Below are 18,637 nucleotides of genomic sequence, written 5' to 3' on the forward strand. Positions count from 1 at the left end.
CGCTATTCGGTGCTCTACTTGTTATCTATTCTTTCGTAAGACATGTTATTTACCGTAAAAATAAATACCTTTGGGTGTATGAATTTGCTGAGCAGTGTTTAGGGATTTCTTATGGGTTCTGGCATAAATTGTTGCTGATCACACTCCTATTGTTGACATGTGCTCAAATGACCATGGCGGCAAAAGTAATTGAATTATCGGTGCATGGCGGGATAGGACCAGCTACGGCGGATTATCTCATTCGTGGTATTGAAAAAGGACGAGGAGCGGATTTAATTCTTATTAAGATTGATACGCCTGGAGGATTGGATAAATCCATGCGTCAAATTGTTCAAGCCATACTCACTTCCTACACCCCTGTTGCGATATATGTCACGCCTGAAGGTGCGCGAGCGGCTAGTGCTGGCACTTATTTGCTCTATGCCAGTACGATTGCAGCAATGACACCAGGGACTCATCTTGGAGCGGCTAGCCCAGTGAATCTGACCGGTGGAATGAATGGCGAGGATAAGGATGGAAAAGAAAAAGATATCATGGGAAAAAAGGTAACCAATGATGCGATTGCCTATATACGATCACTTGCACAATTGCGAGGACGTGATGCTGATTTTGCGGAAAAAGCGGTTCTAGATGCGGCAACCATGACAGCGCCAGAAGCATTAAAAGCCGGTGTTATTAATCTAATTGCTAAAAATAGTGATGATTTATTAGCAAAGGTCAATGGCTTGTTAGTTAACCAGGCTGGGCGAGAAATTAAGTTAAATACAGCCAATGCAGAGATTGAGTCCATCAAACCAGATTGGCGCATGCGCTTTTTATTGGTTATTACAGATCCAACCATTGCCTATTTACTCTTATTGTTAGGTATCTATGGCATTTTCTTTGAATTAATGAATCCAGGCTTCATCGCGCCAGGCGTTATTGGAGCAGTATCCATGCTGATTGCTTTATATGCGCTGCAATTGTTGCCGATAAATTACGCTGGATTGGCTTTGATATTATTAGGTTTGATTTTTATTGTTGCTGAAGCATTTGTTCCTAGTTTCGGTGCGTTAGGATTAGGAGGTTCAGTTGCATTTATTATTGGCTCAATCTTGTTAATTGATACGGAGCATGAAAGCTATCAGATCGCTTGGTCAGCCATTTGGGCGATGGCAGCTGCCAATATTATAGTTTTTATAGCATTACTTGGTATGGCTATTCAATCGAGACGAAAACCGGTACAACACGGGACTCAATTATTAATTGGGTCTAAAGGCCGTTCGTTAGCGATGATTAATTTGGAGGGGCAGGCCGTTATTCGTGGGGAAATTTGGAGTGTTTATGCCCATGAGCCTATTCAGGCAGATAAGCCCATCATTGTGGTGGGTGTGGATGGGTTAAAGCTTGAGGTAAGAGAAATAGAAGGAGAATGAAATGGCATTTATGGGATTTTTGATCATTATTTTGTTTTTTTATTGGTGTCCATGTTACGAGTACTTAGAGAGTATGAGCGAGGGGTTGTCTTCATGCTGGGGCGTTTTTGGCGAGTGAAAGGGCCAGGGCTTGTCATCATCATTCCTGTGCTGCAACAAATTGTTCGGGTTGATTTACGCACGGTCGTCATGGATGTTCCCAGTCAAGATGTTATTTCTCGCGATAACGTTTCTGTACGGGTAAATGCAGTGGTGTATTTTCGTGTAATGGAGCCACAAAAGGCGATTATTCAGGTAGAAAATTATTTTGAAGCGACCAGTCAATTGGCACAAACGACATTGCGGTCTGTACTTGGCCAGCATGAACTTGATGAAATGTTGGCAGAACGCGAGCGGTTAAATAGCGACGTGCAAAAAATACTGGATGCCCAGACAGATGGTTGGGGGATTAAAGTATCCAACGTAGAAATCAAACACGTTGATCTTGATGAAAGTATGATTCGTGCAATTGCCAAACAGGCAGAAGCAGAGCGGGATAGACGGGCAAAAGTGATTCATGCAGAAGGTGAACTGCAAGCGTCTGAAAAACTTTCGCAAGCGGCCGAAGTCTTGGCAAGAGTACCGCAAGCTATGCAGTTACGCTATTTACAAACACTTTCTGGACTTGCGGGAGGTGGGAATGCATCGACAATTATTTTTCCTATGCCAATGGAATTGGGAGAAATTTTAAAAAATTTTAATAAAAAAGAGTAGCGTCTGATGCATGTCATGCCCGCGCAGGCGGGGCAACCATTCCTGGGTTGGCATGGTAACTCTGATATACCAAAGGCAATGGAGATAAATTTGATTGAGCAAAACAATCCTCAGTGGCTTGACTTGAGTATTGGATTATTTTGGTGGATGGTTGCCCGCCTCAGCAGCATAACAGAATTTTTGGTCATGTATGAAGGCCTGCGGTACAAAGTGCTTTCTTTCCCGAGGAAGATATGATAGAAGGAGGTTATCTTTGCGTTAGGTAATTAGAGGTATTTATGTCAATCAAATCCGATCGCTGGATAGAAATGATGGCGATGGAACATGGGATGATTTCTCCATTTCAGCCAGGCCAAGTTCGTAAAAATGAAACGGGCCGCATTATTTCTTATGGCGTTTCCAGTTATGGGTATGATGTGCGCTGTTCCAATGAGTTTAAGATTTTTACCAATATTAATTCAGCCATTGTTGACCCCAAAGCATTTGATGAAAACAGTTTTGTTGATGTGCAAGCGGATGTTTGCATTATTCCGCCAAATTCATTTGCATTGGCACGAACCGTGGAATATTTTCGCATACCGCGCAATATCCTGACGGTTTGTTTGGGAAAATCAACGTATGCTCGTTGTGGGATTATTGTGAATGTAACTCCCTTGGAACCAGAATGGGAAGGTCATGTTACCTTGGAATTTTCCAATACAACACCGCTTCCAGCGAAAATTTATGCGCATGAAGGCGTTGCGCAAATGCTATTTTTGGAAGCAAGTGAGGTATGTGCTGTATCCTATCGTGATCGGAATGGTAAATATCAAGGACAAACCGGCGTAACTTTACCGCGCACTTAAGGTTTTATTCATCACTGATGGGTCGACGATGTCGTGAAGCATCAACTCGCTCTCGTAATTCCTTACCTGGCTTAAAGTGAGGACTGTATTTTGCTTCAGTGACTACCTTTTCTCCTGTTTTTGGATTATGTGCATTGCGCGGAGGGCGGTAATGCAGTGAAAAACTGCCAAATCCGCGGATCTCAATGCGTTTACCTTGAATCAGTGCTTCACTCATTAACTGAAGAAGGTAGTTAACGCTGTTTGTGACTTGCTTTTCGGGCAGATGCGTCGTTTTTGCAGCAAGATTTGCAATGAGTTCAGATTTAATCATGTCCACCTCTATTTGCAGTGTGATTAATTTCCCACCAATACTACAGGTGATCTCGTTTTTAACTCCCCAACTTGAAGCACAGGGCATCAAGAACTCATTTGAGCAGTTATTTGTATATTATGATATTAGTATAGACGTGAAATAAAATTATTCAATGTTATCAACTGCATGGAGTGGATTTTTATTTTTGATTTGCATCAACCGCTCTTGAATATAGGCAGTCACCAACCCCCAGCTCATTTTTACCGTGGTGGCTCGAATCACATGAAAGTCTTGCGATGGAAGTTTTTTACTGGTTGTTATAATTATAGTGCCAGCAGGCATCTTGTTTAATCGCTGGCAAAGTGCGCTCCAAGTATCCCCAATAAATGCGGTTGAATTTATAAAAATCAGGGTTGCATCATAAAAGTTGGTTTTTAAAAAATCACCATGAATAAAGTGAATTTTATTGGCAGCCGTTGAATATTCGGGAATTTGTTCTAACGCTTCTTTTTGTTTTAGAGCAGCCTGATGCAGGCTACTAAATAACTCAATACCACAGCTTTTTTCCACGTCAAATACCATGGTGCAGGCCAGCACGGCTGTCCCAATACCACTACCTAAATCATAAAAAACCGTATTTTTGGTAGGATTTGTGCATGATAACAAAGCGATGAAGGAAACAAAATCAATCTCTCCATAGAGATATTCCATGGCATCTTGACTTGCTCGTGCCTTGCGCGACAGCTTAAAACCATTAATATCGGCAAATAATTGCTGGTAAATGTTCAAGTGTTGCTTTATGTGTAATTTTTTTCTCCAGATATTGATTCTCATTTGGCGTAAGGTCTGCAGAAAGATGAGAATCAATAGACTCAAAAAAATAAGAAGATGATATTGTTCACAGGAGTCAACTTTTTTGATTAACAGGTTCTCCCAGAATTTTTATTTTTCCTGATAGGATAATTTTGACCATGCATTCATCAGCATTTTTCCTGCTCCGCGTTCATTCATGGCGTGTTGGTGAATTTCCCATGGGAATTCATCACTTATGTATAGGCCAATGGAAAAGGCTGTAAGCAGTGAAGTGAGAAATGCCAAGGCAACGGTTCTCCATTGAAACATGCGTAATAATTTGTCGCTTTTCAGGATGACATGGTTGGCTGATTTTGCAACTTGCTCACAGCTTTCATTAGCAATACGGTGAAAGTGTTGCGGATCATATTGCGATAGTTGGTTATCAATACGTTCCAGTGCGTGCATGGTATGTTGATTGATCTCGGTGACGGCTTGTTCACAAAATTTGGACAGTTGTTTTTGGTTATTGGATAGATGCGTCAGGATTTGCTGCTCAATTTGCTGCATAGCAGTCAAATACTCTTTTCCTTGTTTAAGGGCATTTTCTGCCGTTAGACGAAAACGTGCTAGTCCGGCCTGGGTAAATATTTCTTGAAGGGAATTAAGTTCAGTTTGCAAAGAGCATAATCGCTCCTGAAACTGCTGCTGATGAGACGATGCCCGTAATTCAATATCTTGGCGCCATTCCATCATTTTTGTTTCTGCGAATTCAAAATAGGCAATAAATTCCCCTGTACGGCGTAATAACTCTTTTAACCGTAGAATGTCTTGCTCATCCATGTGCTCCATGTAGACCTCCTCGCTGATGTATGTTGCGGTTTTCAGCAATTTTTTTCTATCTGGGTACACCTTGGGCAAATCATGTTGTCATGGACATCTCATTGCTATATTGATTATATACCTGTTATTAGGGAATTTGCGATATCTGTTTCTTGCAAAGCCAGAATAGAGTTAGAAATTTTTATTAATGAGAGTCATGATGATAAAACAGTTGGTCATTGTCAGTCTGCTTGTTTTCGGCGTTCTAATGATATTTTTATATGTATGGCAACGTCATCTAATTTATTTCCCGCTGCGGGAAGTTCCAAAGCAGATTGATTTTCATGCCAGCGATATGGAAGTGATTCACCTAAAGACACAAGATGGATTGCAATTAAGTTCCTGGTATAAACCGGCGGCGAAAGGCCAACCCACGGTGCTTTATCTACATGGCAATGCAGGACATATTGGTTACCGAATGCCATTTGTACGTCAGTTACTGGAGGCAGGACTTGGAATATTCCTATTAGAATATCGTGGCTATGGGGGAAATGCCGGCTCTCCAACAGAACAAGGCTTATATCTAGATGGACAGGCGGCGATGGCTTTTTTACAAGCACAAGGAATTCAACCCCGGCACATGGTTTTATATGGAGAATCCCTGGGTACGGGAATCGCAACCAAATTGGCATCTGATCATCAGATTTGTTCGTTGATTCTGCAGTCTCCTTTTACCTCACTTACGGCTTTGGCACGTTATCACTATCCTTGGCTTTTTATCAAACCGCGGGATCGCTTTGATTCATTAAAACGAATCCAATCCATTCGGGTGCCTCTGTTAATATTGCACGGTAAGCGTGATCCTATTGTGCCTTATCAACAAGGTGTTGTTCTTTATAATACGGCAAATCAGCCAAAAAAAATGTATTCTTTTCCTCTACGCGGGCATAATGATCTGTGGAACGAGTCGGTTTTTACTGAGGAAGTAATTCAGTTTATCAAGGCACATTGTAAATAGTATGTTTCCTTGTTTAGAGTGATGAATGATATTTTACTTTCATTTTTTTACGGAGCCTATTTATCCCACCAGGCTAGTATGAAAAGGATTTAGGACGCCTAACACGGGCTGATTCAACAGATTGAAGATCCATGATTGAAGGATACTAAAGTATTTGGTGGGGAATTTAAAATAGAGCAATTGCGTGAGCTAGAGTATGAATTTTAAACACGATATTGTAAAACAATAGTTAATACTTTCTTAATCTTTATTCATTACAATGAAGTTATTCACATCATTACAGGAGAGTGTTATGCCGACGGTGCGCCAACACTCAGGTTTTTTTGGACATCCTCCAGTTCGAACTGCAGCGGTTGCAAAATTACGGTCAGCCTTTGTAAATATGGGTGGTACTGGCGATTGTGGTTTTCGGTCCGTAGCTGCTGGTTTTATTGATAATTTTTTAAGTGGACAACGCATCAAAGCTAATGTAATTGCCAGAGTGCTGAAACAACATGTCGCTTATTTCCCGGAGCATGGTTCCAATATGATTTTGGCAACACCAACGGAAGAATTGCGCGAATTAACAAGGCGTGTATCCATGGCGGAATTGATTCAAAAACTATCTTATACGTTAAGACAAATGGCTGTTAATGAGCTTTGTGTCAATCCTGCCCGATATCGTGGCGCTTTTGTTGGTAGCCACGAGAATACTTCTCCGGATAGTATGCGTAAGCCATCCACTTGGATGGATGAAAGTGCCATTGCTGCATTGGCAAATGCGTTGGATTTTCCCATTGAGGTGCGAGTGGTGGAGAAAGGCAAAGAGTTGCCTATGAGATTGCAATACAATGCCGGTGCTGCTAATCCTGGTATCGTTATGCAGCTTCAAAATGATCATTACATTCCCCGGGTTGTTCACCAAGAAGAATTTGCTGCAGTAAGACATAAACCTGCTCCTGTGGTTAGGACCAATGCAGTCCAACATGATCCTAACCTATCTGAAATTCTTGCAGTCATTGCAACAGAAGACAAACGTTTGCAAGAAGAATTTGAATCTTTACGACACCGTTTAACAGCGATGGTTGCCGCCGGTGAGTTAAGTAAAGCTGATTTGTTAAAACTTTATGTGAAAGGCATGGCGACCAGTGATTATTTGCAAGGGCGGGTGCAATACGTAGGGACTGAGCATGGTACGCAGCATTTTTTTGAAGCCATTACCCAGGCACAAAAAGAGCCAGAAGCTCTTGTTTTAACCAAGGAACAGTACGATGAGCACATTATTGCCGAATTGATCCATGCGCTTGCTCGTGCCATCAGCATCGGCGATATGCCAGCCGAGCGGGTTTTTGCTCAAATCGATGAGGTTGATGAAGTAAGACATCATAGTGTTTTGCGCTGATGTTATAGTCAATGCTGCTTATAAAGAATAAATGTTTGTATATTTCACAATTTTTTCATTCTATAAATTTATTCATTACTATTTTGAATAGGCATTACGAATGTAATGCCGTTAATACTTCCTTCCCAACCCGTATTCCTGACTGAACTGCCCCGTCCATTTGAGCCCAAGATTCTGTTGCTCGCTCGGAACTTGCCCAATGAATACGTCCCATAGGTTGGCGTAAATATTGACCGTAGCTCACCCAAGAACCAATAGTAGGCACTCCCACACTGCCAAGAGAAAAAGACTGTGAATCCCAGATTTGCTCTACATAGGCAAGGTAATGTCGAGCCTCTTCACCAAAAAATTTTGCAAGAGAATTTACTAATAATTGTTCGCGCTCAGAAGATTGCATATCCGCGAGATTTGGATGTGAATTAAAAGGAGTGTTTAACATAATTAAGCAGCCAGATTCCGTATTTAGAGGAGAGGCATCCCATACTACTCCAAGGGGCTCTGTTTGACTAACTACATGACCTGATAATCCTTGTTTTCGCCAAAACGGTGTCTTATAAACAAACATCGCTTTAAATGCCGGGGTCATTATCACACGTTGGTTCATATTTGTAGCGCCCGCTCTAGGTACAATTCGTTTTCCATCCTGTTGAAAATGAATGCCACTTGCTACAGCAGGAGGAACTGCCACAATAGCATATTTTGCATGTACAATGGATTTGGTAGCATAGACTGTGACCATCGAGTCGGATTGATCAATTCGATATACTTGGTTATTGAATAAAAGATTATTTTTAGGATTTTTGCTCAATTCATCTGCAATTTTATAGGCTATGGCAGCAACACCTCCTTCAGCACGCAACCAATGCTTCATATCCGCATAGTTTTCAAATCCATGGGACATTTTGGCGTAGGTTAATACATTCAATAAGGATGTGTTACTTAATGGACCAATATAACCCTCAATAGTACGTACAACAATTTGCGCGTTTTTTGTATCCAAATTGGAATAGTTGGTCTTAAACCATTCAAGAAAAGTAATATTATCTAAATTTTCTGCGTTCGGATAAAGCCAAGGTTGGTTTGGATCAAGCGATTCACTCATCGTAATCAAATGATTTAAGACCTTCGCTGCAGACTGCAAAGTTGGCGGGGGATTTTTAGGAGAAAACGATAGTTCATCCATAGGTACGCGGTGAATACTATTATTTTCCATGATTAATGCATCACCCGTGATATAGGTAGGGTAAAGATTTACTTTATATTCTTTAGCCAAGGCAATCATATGGTGATGCGTGGGGCTTATGATCCATCCAGCCCCCAAATCAGCTACAGCCCCTCCGGGTAATGGCACAGATAAAGCTCGACCGCCCACTCGTTCACGGGCTTCTACTAAAGTAACGCGATAGCCTGCTCTTGAAATTTCGCGCGCCGCCAACAACCCGCTATATCCGGCACCAACGATCACAACATCGGTAGTAAAAATTGTTTTTTTCTCCATAGCTGAAGGGGTTGCATAATTATTTAGCGCCACTATTAATAAACTGATCCCGGTAAAAATACGTTTAAACCAAGAGCTCCTTTTCATTTAAAACTCCATCCCATTAATTTTTATTCACAAAATTTTTAATTACCGCCAGCACTTTTCGGTTACTATTATTGGTATGCCCAATATGTATTCCTTTGGTTTCATACTCTTTCCATAAAGCAACCACGGCAGACCAATTACTTATAGATTTTTCATGAAAAATAAAATGTCCTTTATCATCTATTAATACAATTGGAGTATGAAGTGCTGAATTTGCATCGGGAAGCCAGATTTTTGCAAAAGGAGCATCAAATAAATGAACGGCATCAGGCCATATCATGAGCTGCATTTGAGGGTTTTTTTCTTTAATAGAATGAGCATAATCAATAGCTTGTTTTGGTGAAACCTCATCATCTTTTTCTGCCACAATAGAGAGAAAAGGCAATTGCACAGGTTGTATGTCGGCTAAATCGTAATATAAGTTAGCTAAAGGGTAGAGCACACAAGCCCAGCGTATATGGGCATTAATTGCCAATGTGTTAAACAAACGTTTATCTAAAGCGAGAGTAATTGCCATAGCACCTCTCGACGCTCCAAATAACCCAATTGGAAGAGGAGCAAATTGTTTCATATTCTGTATTTTTTTGATGGCTAGTAATATATCCAAAACTTGTGCAGGAAAACTAACCCGTGCCTGGTTATGCAGTACTTCAGTTGTACCACGGATTGAATATGAATCAACCACAATGACTGCATAAGATATCTTTAAAAAATTACGGATGTGTTCACCTATTAAAGCGTCACGAACTCCTTCTGAACTTGGAGAAATAATCACAACGCCGCGTGCTCTTTTGTTTGGCAAGTAGCCTAAAAGAGATGATTTTATTTTTGGTGTCGGTAAGGGGGATTGTCCCAATAAAGCAGAGAAATCATCCAAATTTGCTGTTAGGAAGGGAATACTTACCTGTTTTACGCCTGGAGGAAGAGAAATGGGCTGGGAAGAAAATAGCACCGATTCCGTTTCTGTCAGTGCTGTAGCTGTTTTAGCCAAACGATTCTCTGCCATTATTAGTGAGGGGAAAAATATACTAAAAACAATGATGCAGCCCCAAACAGACTTTATCATTGTTTCATTCCACGTTGTTCTTCTACAATATCCATTTGGGTATCGCGCTGAAACAGCATAGCGCTAATATTAACCCCATCAAAAAAGTAAATATCACAATTGTACCAAGCACGGTGATTATTCCCATTTGGTAATGACTGAGTCCCAGATGGGTTTTGGATCATAATAAAGGCATTACCAGAAACCAGAGTACGCTCCACATTTTCATAAAAATCAGGTAAGACCGACAAAAGCCCATCAAAAAACATTGCTTTTACATTGTTTTTGCCTTTTAAAAACAAAATGCCATCTGGCTCCCAAGTGGATTGCTCGATGGAGTCTTTCATACGTTGCAACAGTAGATCACCACGTTGTTTTGTGGGCATAACTGTACGTTTTAAATCTTGTACATAAGCCATTCCTACTAAATTATTGGTGGTGGTCATTGGCTTCCAATAGTTATCAATAATGTTGTATTCATTTTGAATATCAATTTTTTCGGGATGTTTCACCCATTTCATATAAGTATCTTCCTCTATTCGCCAATCTATTATTTTCCCATGAGAGAGCGTGATAATGTCACATCCGGCCCAAACCCACGGCTTTTTATTCTCAGGCTGAGTAGAGCCAACGTAAAATAATATTAACACGCTTCCTTCGGGATCGTTCCCTCCCCCTACTCGACTGCCTGCCACCATAAAACGCCCTACATTTTTGGTAAGCATCGGGTATTGTTGTACCTCTTTTGTTAAATAATTTTGGATATTGGTTGCTCCTCGTATTGGCATCGTTTGTTGACCTTGCCAATGCAGCATAACTGCATCTTGATCTAACAATTGACTCATCGCTTGAACCCACTCAGCTCCATACTTAGTTTGATAAAGCGTAAGAATTTTTTTGAACGTTGCATCTTCCAAGGTATCAGCATAAGGAATTTTTTCGACTGGCGTTTGCAATAAAGAATTTTGTGCGGCCGAACCATAAACACAAAATAAAGACAAAAACAGACTGCTTAAGATTGTCCTTAATCTTGACATGAGATGTTCCTTGAAATTGAATTTTCAATCAGGCTTTGATAAATTAGATTTTAAAAAATTATTCAAAGTAATTATAGCCTCCATGCTATCAATAAAATTAAGACATTGCTATTAAATGTTTAAATGCCATGCTGAAGGATATTTGCCATTTTGCGGACATGCCAAAAAATGGCAGAATGCATTGTTTTAGCTAGTGTCTCGTATTAAGAGGAGTCACTAGATTGTTAAACCTTGTTCTTTCATCCATTCATCACTGGCGTATTTTGACATGTAATTACGAATGGAGTCGGGTAAGATGACTAGGCATTTCTGGCCTTTTTCTAATGTTTTAGCTGCCTGAAGTGCCGCCCACATGGCTGCCCCACTGGAGCCGCCTACCAGTAGACCTTCTTTGCGAATCAATTGCCTGGCCATATGAAAAGAATCTTTATCGTTGGTCTTAACATAGGCATCAATCAATGTATTATCAAGGACTTCTGGGAAAAAGTCATAGCCTATCCCTTCCACATGATAGGGCTTGATTTCGTTTCCTCCTCCAAGAATAGAACCGATAGGATCAACGCCAACAATTTGAATGTTTGGTTTATGTTCTTTCAATCGTTTTGCGATGCCGGTGATGGTGCCGCCGGTTCCAACTCCAGCAACAACCATGTGTAAATCATCGCCAAAATCATCAATAATTTCCTGTGCCGTACCAATATAATGTGCATTTGGATTATCCGGATTGGAATATTGATCGAGGATATGAGAATTGGGAATCTCTTGTTGTAATTGCTTGGCTAAGGAAATATGACTGTCTGGATCATTCCATGCCGCTTCCGTGCGGGTACGGTAAATGGTGGCCCCCAGACGTTCAAGAACAGCTTGCTTTTCATGGCTCATTTTATTGGGCATGGTGATTACTACTTTATAGCCCATGACTGCGCCAGCAAGCGCAATACCAATGCCGGTATTACCAGAAGTTGGTTCAATAAGCGTATCGCCAGGTTTAATGCGTCCTTCTCGTTCAGCATTTTTTACCATTTCATAACCGATACGATCTTTCACGGAACCACCGGGATTGAGAAACTCACATTTTCCATATAATGCACAGGGAAGTTCTGTTCCAATGTGATTGATTTTTACTACAGGTGTACGGCCAATGATGTGTAGAATATTGTCGTAAATCATGATTATCTTCTCGTTATTTTTTGCAAGCATTATACGCGTATTTCAATGAATGCAATACATGGACTTATTCTATAATGGAAATAAGTGATTAATTATGTGAAAATTTAATATCAGCCGGGAACATAGATTTTTCACTTTTTAAGGTCTTATGAATGAGTGAATTAAAAGCAAAAGTGGCAAAAGCCGTACTTTCCTATATTGATGATAATATGATTGTTGGTGTTGGTACTGGGTCTACGGTGAATTATTTTATTCAGGAGCTGGCAACGGTTAAGCACCGTATTGATGCCTGTATTGCCAGCTCCAATGCAACAGAAACCCGGTTGCGTTCATTAGGTATCCCTGTTATTGATTTAAATGTTGCCGATGATTTGCCGATTTATATTGATGGAGCAGATGAAGTTAATTTCAAACGTGAAACTATTAAAGGCGGTGGCGGTGCTTTAACACGAGAAAAAATCATTGCTACCACTGCCAGGCAGTTTATTTGTATTGTAGATGAAACAAAACTAGTCGAGAATTTAGGCGAATTTCCGATTGCTGTAGAAGTGATCCCAATGGCCAGAAGTTTTGTGGCACGAGAAATAGTGAAACTTGGGGGCGATCCGCAGTATCGAGAAGGATTGATTACAGACAATGGTAATATCATTCTTGATGTATTTGGCCTGAATTTAGACTCTCCTTGTGAAGTAGAAAATGCCATCAATATGATTCCAGGTGTTGTAGAAAATGGGTTGTTTGCCAAACGACTTGCCGATCGGGTGTTGATTGCAAAACCTAATGAAATAATAACGTTGAAATAATAATCTTATAAGGTGGATATCTAATATATCTGGATGTTGCAAATTTCCAATATAAAAGGATTTAAGTCATGGCTGAGAAATTATTGGATGTATTGATTGTGGGAGCAGGACCTGTTGGATTATTTTGTGCAAATGAATTAATACGGCATGGGCTAACTTGCCGTATTATTGATAAGAAGACCAATTTAAGTGACAAATCCAAGGCATTAGCTATTCATGTTCGTACCCAGGATGTTTTGCAAGACTGCGGATTGATTACGGAAATACTGGCGCAAGGGCATAAGGTAGAAGGCATCTTACTTAAATCACATGGTAAAACATTAATTAACGCAATGTTTACCAACATTGAAGCAAACAGTCATTTTATCGTTGATTTACCACAAGATAAAACAGAGCGTATCTTATTTGATGGTTTATTGAGCAAAGGAGGGAGGGTCGAGTGGCAGACGGAGTTGACTGCTATTCTTCAAAATATTAATAGCGTTCAAGCCACCTTAACCAGAGAGGATGGTTCTTCTGAACAGGTGCATAGCACCTGGTTGATTGCCTGCGATGGTTCCCACAGCACGGTTCGTCATTTGTTTAATATACCGTTTATTGGTGCTGAATATAGTCAAAATTGGTGGTTGGCTGACCTATTAATTGATTGGGCAATGCCTGAAGAGCGCATGGTTGTCTATCTGCATGGACACGAACTGGTGGCTTGTTTTCCTATGGGTGAAAAACGCTATCGTTTGATTTTAACGGCGCCCGATGACAAAGAGCCTACCTTCGAGGATATTCAAGATCATTTTAATAGACGAAGCTCTGATTCAGCCAAATTATCTAATCCAATATGGATTACAAAATTTAATATTCATCATCGCCAAATTCAGCAGTATCGCCGCGAGCGAGTATTTTTTGCCGGGGATGCTGCCCACATTCACAGCCCCATGGGGGGACAAGGTCTAAATACTGGCATCCAGGATATTTATAATTTGATATGGAAATTGGCCCTGGTACAAAAAGGCTATGCCCAGGAAACAATTCTTAACAGTTATCATTTGGAACGATATCCCATAGGAAAAGAAGTATTGAAAAAGACAGATATGATGACGCGAATGATGCTCATAAAGAATCCCGTGCTTATCAAAATACGCAATGCTTTTATGTCATTAATGATGTCGTTTGATTTTATTCAAAATAAATTGACAAGACAGATGGCTGAGTTGGAAATTTCCTATGCGGGCAGTCCAATCGTTAAAGATTTAGCTCATTTTAAACGGCTGAAAGCTGGACATTTTGTTCCAAATTTTAATTTATCACGTCTGGATAACGGACAGCGTCAATCGTTGATTGAAATGGTTAACGGTACTTTGCATCATTTATTTCTTTTCTCAGGAAAAAATGCATCCGATGTTATGAATTTGGTAGAAATAGCAAAATTTATTAAAAAAAATCATCCGGAGACGATCGTTTCTCATCTTATTTTAAGTCAACCCATGGATATCCCAGCATCGCCATGTCTTGTGTGGCTGGATGAAGGGCAAGAGGTACACCATACTTATGATATCAATCAATCTGCCGTGATTTTGCTGCGTCCGGATAAATACATCGGATTTACTTCAATGCCGGCTGATAAGGCTTCTTTAATTGCTTATCTGCAATCAATACTGCAATAGCTGTTGAGTTATTTATTTTTAAATCAGTAGCTTATATAACATATAGGTCGGCGCTTTCTATCTTAATTTTTGTTGCTTGGGGATTTTCTTTGTACGGGACAATCAGGGCGATTTCATCAAAGTTTAAAAATTCATCACGGAGAAGAGGTAAATTGTAGAAGAGTTTACTTATTAACCTGGCGATTAAAGAAAAAGGTGTTAAGAATCAGGCGCCTACGTTGGGCAACGTAGATTATAAAAATCTTAAGAAGGAGCCTGATTATGATGCAAGTTACGCGTAAATTTGGAAAAAATCAATATTTGTTCGATTGTTTTCTCACAATAAGGGATCCACGAGTCGGTGGTCGTTGTACTTATTCATTGTTAAGTATTCTAGTGATTGTTCTTTGCGGTCTAGTTTGTGGTTGTGATAGCTGGAAGGCTATGGAGTTATTAGCAAAGTCACGTAAACGCTGGTTAAGCCAATGGATAGATTTAAGTGAAGGGATACCCAGTCACCAAACTTTAGCCCGAGTTTTCTCTTTAATTGACCCCAAAGAATTTGAGCGGTGCTTGCGAGAGTGGATACAAGGGATATGTGTTTTATTTACCGATGACCTCATTGCTATTGACGGAAAAACGATGCGAGGTTCTTCTCATAAACGCAATCATAAGAAAGCCACTCATCTGATAAATGCCTATAGCTGCCGCTTGGCAACCACCTTAAACGAATGAAAGCCGCTCTTTCTACACAATATTTAAAAAAGTGATTGGTTTTTAAACTTTGATGAAATCGCCCTGAGGCAATTTTTTAAAAGCAACGTTGTTAATTTTTTCTTAAGGTTCGGTCGTTATACTGCTATCCATTGACTAAGGAGAGTGGTAATGCGGGTATTAATTGTTGAGGATAATGCATTTAATGCGTTTTGTCTGACTCGTTTGTTGGAAGCGGCTTGTCAGCATGTACAAGTAACCGTTGCTCATAATAGCTATGTTGCTTTAAAGCAGTTTGAAAAATATCAACCTGAACTGATTGTTCTGGATGGTGATCTGGGAGCAGGTGAAGGCCGTTATTGCAATGGCCCGGCTTTAGCCGATGTATTATGGAGAAAATACCCCAATGCTGCTGTGGTTGCCTGGACAGATTGCAAGCATATGCGCATGCAATTTGCCGAAATATTTCATCAACATAATAAGCATTTTAACGAATACAGCAGCTGGAACAAAATAATGTGCCCCAAGCGGTTGCATCAATCGTTGGCTCATTTGGCCGCTGAATTTGATTTTAGATATTACACCCGGCCTTCTTCGTCAATTCATATGGCACGTTTTTACGCATAAATTAGGGTGCTGTTAATGCGCCTCATCCCAATTTTTGCCAGTGCCTATAGAGACCACCAGTGGCACAGATAATTCAACGGTGTGTTCCATAAGTTGTTTAATGGTTGTTTTTATTTCATCCACCGCATCATCCTGTATTTCAAAAACCAGCTCATCATGCACTTGCATAATCATCCGTGCTTTGATGGATTGTTTGTTTTGCCAGTTGGCAATGGCCAGCATGGCTTTTTTAATAATGTCCGCAGCACTGCCTTGCATTGGAGCATTAATAGCAGTACGTTCTGCGGCCCTTTGACGCATCATATTTCGGGCATTGATTTCTGGTAAGTGCAAACGTCTTCCAAATAGGGTTTCTACATAACCTTGCTGATGAGCTTGCTTGCGTGTTCTTTCCATGTACTCCAACACGCCGGGATAGCGTTCAAAATATTTGTCGATATAAGATTGCGCATCTTCACGTTCGACCCCAAGTTGCTTGGCTAAGCCAAATGCTGACATTCCATATATTAGACCAAAATTAACTGCTTTTGCCCTACGACGTTGCTCTGCTGTCACTTCTTGTAAGTTCACAGAAAAAATTTCACTGGCGGTGGCCGCATGGATGTCCCAACCTTGCGCAAATGCTTTGAGCAAATTGGCATCTTTGGATAAGTGAGCCATGATGCGCAATTCAATCTGGGAGTAATCTGCGGCCAATAATAAGTGATTGGCTGGCGCAATGAATGCTTTGCGGATCAGACGCCCTTCCTCCGTACGAATCGGTATATTTTGTAAGTTGGGATCACTGGAAGAAAGGCGCCCTGTTGCAGCTACTGCCTGATTATATGAGGTATGAACGCGGTGAGTTTGAGGATTGATTCGTTTTGGTAATGCATCAATATAGGTGGAAACCAATTTGCTTAGACCGCGATATCTCAGGATTACAGCAGGTAACTGATAGTCAAACGCTAGCTCCTGAAGGACAGATTCGGCTGTTGATGGTTGACCAGTTGGGGTTTTAGCGAGAACTGGCAATTGTTGTTCATTAAATAAAATATCCTGCAATTGTTTGGGGGAATTCAAATTAAATGTTTTACCTGTTAATTGCCATGCTTCTTTTTCCAAATCCACGATTTCGGCTTTTAGGCGCTCTCCATGTTTAGCCAAAGTCGTGGTATCAATAAGAACGCCATGGCGCTCAATTTCTGCAAGAACGGTAAGCAACGGCATTTCTATTTCATGAAACACACTGCGTAAGCGTTCATCCATCATTGGATAAAGAGTTTGATGTAATTTCAAGGTAATGCTTGCGTCTTCTGCCGCATAGGGTGCTGCTTTTGCCACAGGAATTTGATTAAATCGCAGTTGTTTTGCTCCCACGCCGGCAATATCAGTAAAGCTGATGGTTTTATAACCAAGATATTTTAAGGCAAGTGAATCCATATCATGGCGAGCGGCAGTGCTATTTAACACATAAGATTCCAGCATGGTGTCACAAAAAATGCCTCTAAGGGTGATGCCATGATTTTTCAATACGGTGTAATCGTATTTTAAATTCTGACCAATTTTTTTTATATTGGGGTTTTCAAGGATTGGTTTGAGAACGGTGAGGACTTCTTCACGCTCTAATTGCTGACTGTTATCATCATGGGTTAGGGGAATATAAACAGGAAAATTGGCGTCTATAGCCAATGCAATTCCTACAAGACTGGCGCAAATAGCATCGAGATTGGTTGTTTCGGTATCCACGCAAAACTCTGAACAGGATTGTAATTTTTCTATCCAATCATGGAGCTGAGATTGGGTAGTGATGATTTCTAACGCCTGTTTGGGGGCATTAGTTGCTGCCTGGTTATTTTGTGATTCTTCATTTAATAATTCTTTTAGCCAGGTTTTGAATTCAAATTCACGGGCAAGAGCAATTAATTGCTCACGATCAATTGCGCGAGGGATCAGATCATCAATGGTGACCGGCAACTCAAGATTGGTCTGTATGGTGACTAATTTTTTTGCAAGTGGTAGATGCGATAAGGCAACACGCAGATTTTCGCCAATTTTACCCCCAATATCATCGGCGTGTTGAATTAAATTATCCAAGGTTTTATATTCATTTAACCAATTAACAGCCGTTTTGGGGCCGCATTTTTTTACACCTGGAACGTTATCAGAAGGATCCCCGGTCAATGTTAGATAATCAATGATTTGATCCGGCCTTACACCAAATTTTTCTTTAACCCCGTCACCATCAAGCACGGTCCCTGTCATTGTGTTAATGAGCGTAACCTGCGGGTTGACTAATTGCGCCATATCTTTGTCACCCGTTGAGATTAAAACGGACAAGCCTTGCGTCGTTGCTTGTTTGGTCAGGGTGCCTATTACGTCGTCGGCTTCCACACCTTCAACGGTTAATAAAGGCAAGCCCATGGCTGCAAGTACCGATTGCAAGGGATTAAATTGACTGCTTAATTCAGCAGGCATAGGAGGACGGTGGGCTTTATAATCAGGATACCATTCATCACGAAATGTTTTGCCTTTTGCATCAAAAATGACGGCCATACGTTCAGGCTGATAATCTTTAATCAAACGCTTAATCATATTGGCAACCCCATAAATTGCACCAGTAGGCTGCCCTTTAGAATTTGTCAGCGGGGGTAATGCATGAAAAGCGCGAAAGAAATAGGATGATCCATCAACCAGAACCAAAGGCTTGGACATG

General features: G+C 40.6%; 17 protein-coding genes. 9 read left to right on the top strand and 8 right to left on the bottom strand.

Annotation, left to right across the window (positions count from 1 at the left end; translation table 11 throughout):
* Positions 1–167: 167 nt before the first annotated feature.
* The 3 genes from LOA_RS00495 to dcd all read left to right on the top strand — a co-directional run bounded on the left by LOA_RS00495 (position 168) and on the right by dcd (position 3,013).
* A complete protein-coding gene (locus tag LOA_RS00495) occupies positions 168–1,415 on the top strand; it encodes an NfeD family protein (RefSeq protein WP_042239054.1) in 1,248 nt (415 codons plus the stop codon).
* Between the two features lie 51 nt (positions 1,416–1,466).
* Complete coding sequence (locus LOA_RS00500) at positions 1,467–2,168, top strand: slipin family protein (RefSeq protein WP_025384688.1); 702 nt, start codon at positions 1,467–1,469, stop codon at positions 2,166–2,168.
* 278 nt (positions 2,169–2,446) lie between these two features.
* Entirely contained in the window at positions 2,447–3,013 is a 567-nt protein-coding gene (gene dcd, locus LOA_RS00510) for a dCTP deaminase (RefSeq protein ID WP_025384690.1), read from the top strand.
* Between the two features lie 4 nt (positions 3,014–3,017).
* Here dcd and LOA_RS00515 read toward each other — a convergent pair whose 3' ends face one another.
* From LOA_RS00515 to LOA_RS00525, 3 genes are all read right to left on the bottom strand, one after another.
* Positions 3,018–3,326 (bottom strand): integration host factor subunit beta, encoded by a 309-nt coding sequence (locus LOA_RS00515; protein WP_025384691.1) that lies wholly within the window; start codon positions 3,324–3,326, stop codon positions 3,018–3,020.
* Positions 3,327–3,473: 147 nt separating this feature from the next.
* Positions 3,474–4,142: a class I SAM-dependent methyltransferase gene (locus LOA_RS00520; RefSeq protein ID WP_081726667.1), complete on the bottom strand. Its 669-nt coding sequence runs from the start codon at positions 4,140–4,142 to the stop codon at positions 3,474–3,476.
* A gap of 108 nt (positions 4,143–4,250) precedes the next feature.
* Entirely contained in the window at positions 4,251–4,952 is a 702-nt protein-coding gene (locus tag LOA_RS00525) for a hypothetical protein (protein ID WP_042238596.1), read from the bottom strand.
* Positions 4,953–5,142: 190 nt separating this feature from the next.
* On the opposite strand from LOA_RS00525, the gene LOA_RS00530 reads away from it, so the two are divergent.
* Both LOA_RS00530 and LOA_RS00535 read left to right on the top strand, forming a co-directional pair.
* On the top strand, positions 5,143–5,940 hold the full coding sequence (locus LOA_RS00530; protein ID WP_025384692.1) for an alpha/beta hydrolase: 798 nt from the start codon (positions 5,143–5,145) through the stop codon (positions 5,938–5,940).
* Positions 5,941–6,232: 292 nt separating this feature from the next.
* Positions 6,233–7,321 carry a hypothetical protein gene (locus tag LOA_RS00535; RefSeq protein WP_025384693.1) on the top strand — a complete coding sequence of 363 codons (1,089 nt, stop codon included), beginning with the start codon at positions 6,233–6,235 and terminating at the stop codon, positions 7,319–7,321.
* Between the two features lie 94 nt (positions 7,322–7,415).
* Here the strand turns inward: LOA_RS00535 and LOA_RS00540 are convergent, their stop codons facing one another.
* The 4 genes from LOA_RS00540 to LOA_RS00555 all read right to left on the bottom strand — a co-directional run bounded on the left by LOA_RS00540 (position 7,416) and on the right by LOA_RS00555 (position 12,158).
* Positions 7,416–8,906, bottom strand: a complete 1,491-nt coding sequence (locus tag LOA_RS00540) for a flavin monoamine oxidase family protein (RefSeq protein ID WP_025384694.1) — start codon at positions 8,904–8,906, stop codon at positions 7,416–7,418.
* A gap of 16 nt (positions 8,907–8,922) precedes the next feature.
* Complete coding sequence (locus LOA_RS00545; protein WP_025384695.1) at positions 8,923–9,972, bottom strand: dienelactone hydrolase family protein; 1,050 nt, start codon at positions 9,970–9,972, stop codon at positions 8,923–8,925.
* Positions 9,969–10,988, bottom strand: coding sequence for a nuclear transport factor 2 family protein (locus LOA_RS00550; protein ID WP_025384696.1), 1,020 nt, complete (start codon positions 10,986–10,988; stop codon positions 9,969–9,971). The genes LOA_RS00545 and LOA_RS00550 overlap by 4 nt, the downstream gene beginning before the upstream one ends.
* A gap of 216 nt (positions 10,989–11,204) precedes the next feature.
* Positions 11,205–12,158: a pyridoxal-phosphate dependent enzyme gene (locus LOA_RS00555; RefSeq protein WP_025384697.1), complete on the bottom strand. Its 954-nt coding sequence runs from the start codon at positions 12,156–12,158 to the stop codon at positions 11,205–11,207.
* A 152-nt stretch (positions 12,159–12,310) separates the two neighbouring features.
* Here LOA_RS00555 and rpiA point away from each other — a divergent pair, with 152 nt between their 5' ends.
* The 4 genes from rpiA to LOA_RS00575 all read left to right on the top strand — a co-directional run bounded on the left by rpiA (position 12,311) and on the right by LOA_RS00575 (position 15,942).
* Positions 12,311–12,961, top strand: coding sequence for a ribose-5-phosphate isomerase RpiA (gene rpiA, locus LOA_RS00560; protein ID WP_025384698.1), 651 nt, complete (start codon positions 12,311–12,313; stop codon positions 12,959–12,961).
* Between the two features lie 68 nt (positions 12,962–13,029).
* Positions 13,030–14,622, top strand: a complete 1,593-nt coding sequence (locus LOA_RS00565; RefSeq protein WP_025384699.1) for an FAD-dependent oxidoreductase — start codon at positions 13,030–13,032, stop codon at positions 14,620–14,622.
* A 261-nt stretch (positions 14,623–14,883) separates the two neighbouring features.
* Positions 14,884–15,336 carry an ISAs1 family transposase gene (locus tag LOA_RS13995; RefSeq protein WP_025384700.1) on the top strand — a complete coding sequence of 151 codons (453 nt, stop codon included), beginning with the start codon at positions 14,884–14,886 and terminating at the stop codon, positions 15,334–15,336.
* 150 nt (positions 15,337–15,486) lie between these two features.
* Complete coding sequence (locus LOA_RS00575; RefSeq protein WP_025384701.1) at positions 15,487–15,942, top strand: response regulator; 456 nt, start codon at positions 15,487–15,489, stop codon at positions 15,940–15,942.
* Between the two features lie 12 nt (positions 15,943–15,954).
* On the opposite strand, the gene polA is transcribed toward LOA_RS00575, so the two are convergent.
* Positions 15,955–18,636, bottom strand: a complete 2,682-nt coding sequence (polA, locus tag LOA_RS00580) for a DNA polymerase I (protein WP_025384702.1) — start codon at positions 18,634–18,636, stop codon at positions 15,955–15,957.
* Position 18,637: the final 1 nt, after the last annotated feature.

It is taken from the genome of Legionella oakridgensis ATCC 33761 = DSM 21215, assembly GCF_000512355.1.
Taxonomy (GTDB): Bacteria; Pseudomonadota; Gammaproteobacteria; order Legionellales; family Legionellaceae; genus Legionella_A; species Legionella_A oakridgensis.

What these genes read in the sequence shown, in the direction of transcription:
- LOA_RS00495 (WP_042239054.1), top strand. Translation starts at nt 168, where the DNA reads ATGACCATGGCGGCAAAAGTAATTGAATTATCGGTGCATGGCGGGATA.
- LOA_RS00500 (WP_025384688.1), top strand. Translation starts at nt 1,467, where the DNA reads ATGTTACGAGTACTTAGAGAGTATGAGCGAGGGGTTGTCTTCATGCTG.
- dcd (WP_025384690.1), top strand. Translation starts at nt 2,447, where the DNA reads ATGTCAATCAAATCCGATCGCTGGATAGAAATGATGGCGATGGAACAT.
- LOA_RS00515 (WP_025384691.1), bottom strand. Translation starts at nt 3,326, where the DNA reads ATGATTAAATCTGAACTCATTGCAAATCTTGCTGCAAAAACGACGCAT.
- LOA_RS00520 (WP_081726667.1), bottom strand. Translation starts at nt 4,142, where the DNA reads ATGAGAATCAATATCTGGAGAAAAAAATTACACATAAAGCAACACTTG.
- LOA_RS00525 (WP_042238596.1), bottom strand. Translation starts at nt 4,952, where the DNA reads ATGGAGCACATGGATGAGCAAGACATTCTACGGTTAAAAGAGTTATTA.
- LOA_RS00530 (WP_025384692.1), top strand. Translation starts at nt 5,143, where the DNA reads ATGATAAAACAGTTGGTCATTGTCAGTCTGCTTGTTTTCGGCGTTCTA.
- LOA_RS00535 (WP_025384693.1), top strand. Translation starts at nt 6,233, where the DNA reads ATGCCGACGGTGCGCCAACACTCAGGTTTTTTTGGACATCCTCCAGTT.
- LOA_RS00540 (WP_025384694.1), bottom strand. Translation starts at nt 8,906, where the DNA reads ATGAAAAGGAGCTCTTGGTTTAAACGTATTTTTACCGGGATCAGTTTA.
- LOA_RS00545 (WP_025384695.1), bottom strand. Translation starts at nt 9,972, where the DNA reads ATGATAAAGTCTGTTTGGGGCTGCATCATTGTTTTTAGTATATTTTTC.
- LOA_RS00550 (WP_025384696.1), bottom strand. Translation starts at nt 10,988, where the DNA reads ATGTCAAGATTAAGGACAATCTTAAGCAGTCTGTTTTTGTCTTTATTT.
- LOA_RS00555 (WP_025384697.1), bottom strand. Translation starts at nt 12,158, where the DNA reads ATGATTTACGACAATATTCTACACATCATTGGCCGTACACCTGTAGTA.
- rpiA (WP_025384698.1), top strand. Translation starts at nt 12,311, where the DNA reads ATGAGTGAATTAAAAGCAAAAGTGGCAAAAGCCGTACTTTCCTATATT.
- LOA_RS00565 (WP_025384699.1), top strand. Translation starts at nt 13,030, where the DNA reads ATGGCTGAGAAATTATTGGATGTATTGATTGTGGGAGCAGGACCTGTT.
- LOA_RS13995 (WP_025384700.1), top strand. Translation starts at nt 14,884, where the DNA reads ATGATGCAAGTTACGCGTAAATTTGGAAAAAATCAATATTTGTTCGAT.
- LOA_RS00575 (WP_025384701.1), top strand. Translation starts at nt 15,487, where the DNA reads ATGCGGGTATTAATTGTTGAGGATAATGCATTTAATGCGTTTTGTCTG.
- polA (WP_025384702.1), bottom strand. Translation starts at nt 18,636, where the DNA reads ATGTCCAAGCCTTTGGTTCTGGTTGATGGATCATCCTATTTCTTTCGC.